This is a genomic window from Bradyrhizobium sp. Leo170, from assembly GCF_004296405.1.
Taxonomy (GTDB): Bacteria; Pseudomonadota; Alphaproteobacteria; order Rhizobiales; family Xanthobacteraceae; genus Bradyrhizobium.
Map to the genome: position 1 here is coordinate 1 of NZ_PSRR01000510.1, position 4127 is coordinate 4127.

A 4127-nucleotide genomic window follows, 5' to 3' on the forward strand; every position below is an offset into this window, starting at 1 on the left:
CGGATATTCGCCGCGTTCACGATCTGCAACGCGGCAAGGTTGACGTTGCCGGAGACGCGGATGCCGGCTTCGCCTGCGTCGATGGTGCCGAGCGGCGCGATCAGATCGACACTGCCGCGCGGCACCTCCGGGATCGGATTGAGCGTCGCGATGCCGGCGCCTGTCGTGGGAACGGTCGGAGACAGCGTCACCGATCCGTAATTGTCATAGACACGCTTCGGCGGGGTATAGACCTGTGTCGTCTTGGATCCGCGGCCGGCGTTGATATCGCCCTCCGCCGACCACGCGATGATATTGCCGCCAAAGGTCGTCATGATCCGCGACAGTCCAAGCAGCAGGCTGCCCTTCGAATAGCTGTAGATGTCACCTGATCCTTGCGTGATCAGTCCGGCCGAAGGCGGCGGCACCACACCTTCGACCCCGAGCACGATCTGGCCTCCCGGCGCCAGGAGCTCAATGTTGCCGCCGGACAGCGTTCGGATGCCGGAGCCACCGAACATCGTGATATCGCCCCGATAAGAGATCGGGCGGCCGGCTTCGTCCTGGTCGGGGAACAGCGCCGCGATCGCCTGTCGACCGCGCAGATAGGAGCGCGCGCGTGGACCACTGGCGTCGTTGTATTCCCGGCCGCTGTCGCGCAGCTCGCTGTAGAACACTTGTCGCAGGAACACCGCCTGCTCGTCGGCCGGCAGCAGCGCGAACCGTGCGCGTGCGTCAGCCTCGGTGCCCTTGAAGCCATAGTGCGACGATAGCCAGTCGGCGAGGTCCTTCTCATAGGTCTTCGCCACCTTGCCAGGCTGATCGGCAAGTGGCTTGTCCGCCGCCGCCAGGTTGGCCGGATCGAGATAGCGCGTCAGCGCGCCATAGTCCGGCGCGCCGGCACCGGCCATCATCACGACCGATGCCCCCGGACGCAGATCGCCTGGCGCGACGGGGCCGAGGCTCGTCACCGCGCCCCGATCGGCCTGGTAGACGTTGCTGCCCGCGCTGATAAGCAGCGTGCCGGGACCTGCGACCTGCAGATTGGCGTAAACGATGTCTCGTCCGGCCGACACCACCGAGAAGTCGTTGTCGCCGGTATGCAGGATCAGATTGCTGGTGGCATAGGCATCGAAGTTGGAGAGGAGGTCGTAGCCGCCGACCGGCGTGCCGAGATTGACGATGTCGCGCCCCGCCATGATGCGCATCGGCTTGGCCGCCAGGTACCACGCGCTCAAGGGCCGCGTGGACGCTTTCTCACCGCCCTTTGTAAAGTCGATCACCTCGCCCGATTTGAAGCCGACGAGATCGCCGCCGGCAGCGTAAATGAGCGCCGACGTGCCGTCGTCCTGATGCAGGTTGCTGGCGGTGTTGGGGCCGAACGCAAAAAGCTCGACGCCACCGGGCGATATAATACCGAAATTATTCGGGACTGTACCGCTGCCATTGGCGTTGGTGATGGGATTGCCCTCGCCGCGCTGCCACCCCTTGAACGCCGGCCTGAACGGGGTCGCCAGAGCGCTCTGGTCGGCGCCGGACATGTCGATGGCATAGCCATTGGCATAGATCGAGCGGCCAGCCAGCAGTTCGAGCTGCCCCTGCGGCGACGGCGCGAGCACCAGTTGCGGCGCCAAAACCGTGGGCTGGTTTTCGTAGGCGCCGTAATAGATGCTGCCGCTCGTCGCCAGCGCCGTCAGCGTGGGCGGATAGACGAACATGCTGTCGGTCGGTACGTCGATGCTCCCGGCGGTCGACAGTTCGTTCTGCCTGGTCGGCACCAGATTGCCGCCTGCCGAAACCAGATTGATCGCCGTTTCGTCGCGCCACAGCGAGAACCAGGTGGTGCCGCCGCCCACGTGCGCGCTGCCGGCTGCGGTGTAAGACGTGGTATTCGGCAGGACCGGCCGGCCGGGGTCCGCCGCGCCTGATAGCACGAGATCGCCGCGCGCCGACAGATTGACCACGGCGTCGCCCGGAACGACCAACGGTCCGCCGAAGCCGATGCCTCTGTTGGCGACCGAGAAGTCGGGCCAGCGGGGATCCGTCCCAAGCTTCTGTCCGTAACTCAGATTGACGCCACCAATCGTGCCGGCTTGCACGTCAATCAGGCCGCGAAGGTTGACGAGCCCGCCGCTGGAGTCACTCCTGGTCCGAGACTGTGTCAGCATAGTCTGCCACGGGTTGAGCTGGCCACCGATCTTCACCAGCATGTCGCCGCCGCCGGTGAGGACCAACTGGCCATCGCTTCCGATCCGCCCGGTCGAACCCACCGCGATATCGAGCGCAGTCGAGCTCGACGCTAGGTTCGATCCCTGGCTCGCAAGCAGCCCGGCATCGCCGCCTGCCTGCACGGTGACGTTGCCTCCGCCCAGCGTGCCGAAACCGGAAAATCCGGTCAGCGCCGGCATCACGTCATCGGAAAAGCGCGATAACGGCAATGCAATGGTACCGAAATTGATCCACCACGCGGTGCGCTGGCCGGCGATGTCTCCGCCCTGCCGCCAGAGCCAGTTGCCGGGATTGTTGTACTGCAGGGGCCCGTTGTTACCCTGGTTGATCGACATGCCGGTCAGGTTACCCTGCGCCGCCACCAGAAGGTTGCCACCGCCATCAGGGTACCAGGCGTGATAGACGCTGGTCGCACTGCCGTCGACCAGTCCCTCATAAGCTGCGCCCTGGTTGCCGAGGACCGAGCCGCCGAACAGTTGTCCGCGCGCCCGGTCGTAAGGATTGGAGCCATCAGGTGCGAGCATCGCCTGCGATGGCGCGCCTGCCGTGTAGATGCCGTAAGCCGTACGCACCTTCAGGTCGGCAGCGCTCAGCAGTTCAAGATCGCCGGTGCCGGTGCGCACAACGCTCGTCAGCGGGAATTGCGCCTGCGTGGTTTCGCCACCCGGGTTCCATTGACAGTAGTCGGGCAAGTCCGCGCAAAGGTACTCATCAGCCGGCTGCCCCGGCGTTCCGAACGGATTGTCTCCGCCCAGATCGGCCCAGACCCAGCCCGGGGGCTGAATCGAGACCAGCGCTGCAACGGAGGAATCCGCGAGCACCAGACTTCCGGCGTTCGCGCTGCGCGGCCGCAGCGCCCGGCTGTCGGCCGCGGTGACATCTGCGCCGGCCACGAAGCGCAAAGACCACGACTGCGATCCGGCCGGCAGCATCGGCGCAGCCGCCCAGATCCCGTCGGATGGCGCGCTGTCGCGCAGCTTCACGAATGCCGCGTCGCCCGGCAGCTTGACCACGGTCGCTCCCGGCACCAGGGCGCCGACCGGCAGCGTCAAGTCGCCGTTGAGTGTGAGGCTCCACGGCAATGGCACGTTCTTCGGCCAAACCATTGGACCCACGGCAATGTCGGAAGTGAACAGGCTGCCGGCGCCGAGCACGGTCCCCGCGGGCAAAACCGTATCCTGTTGCAGCCGCGTGCCTTTCGCGTAGATCACGGCGCCGCCGGCATCGCGCACGTCCGCGCGCAACACGGTCCCCGCCGGCACGGTCAGCGCAGCCTGCAGGGCGCGTCGGAAGGCAGCACGTTGTTCGCCCCCAACGTAAAGCTCCGCACCGGCAGATCGTAGTTCAGCACGCTGAAGCGCGGAAACACCGTGCCGTCCGCCAGCACCACGCCATCGCGCGGAATGACGACATCATTGCCGGACGGCTGTCCGCCGCTGAACAGCATCCTCGCGACCTGGGCACCTGTCCCGAGCGGCTGCGGCGCAGCGGCAAAGCCGTCGCTGACATTGCCGAAGATGTTCAGGTTGCCGCCGGCGCGGATCACCAGCCGGCCCGGTTCGCCGGAGCCGTAAACGCCGGTCTTCAACGTGCTTGGGTTGATGCTGTCGTAGCGATAGCGCGAAAGATCGATGTCGCCTGCGATGGTCAGGTCGCCGTCCGGCGTCGCGCTGGTGATCTCCACGCCCGGCCGCAGGTGAAACGCATCGGCATAGACGCGCAGGCCTGCGAGCCTGCCTTGCAGGTCCGCGTTTTGCAGCGCCGCTGCGATGAACGACGTGCTGGAGCCGTGGATGGTGTTCATCAAAGCCTGGTTGACGATGCCGTCGGCAGGCCGGTAGGTGCGGAAGCCGTTGACGGCAATGCTGCGCGCGCCCGCGATCGTCACCGGCCCGGACGCGTCGATCGCGACGTTGGCG

At 66.1% G+C, this 4127-nt stretch carries 2 protein-coding genes; both read right to left on the bottom strand.

Annotated features, from left to right (window positions below; translation table 11 throughout):
* Window positions 1-3455 (bottom strand): filamentous hemagglutinin family protein (locus tag CWO89_RS41525; RefSeq protein ID WP_165421555.1); only part of this gene is annotated, 3455 nt, incomplete at its 3' end.
* A 17-nt stretch (window positions 3456-3472) separates the two neighbouring features.
* Window positions 3473-4127, bottom strand: a 655-nt coding sequence (locus tag CWO89_RS46480) for a hypothetical protein (RefSeq protein WP_165421556.1), incomplete at its 5' end; no start/stop codon positions are given.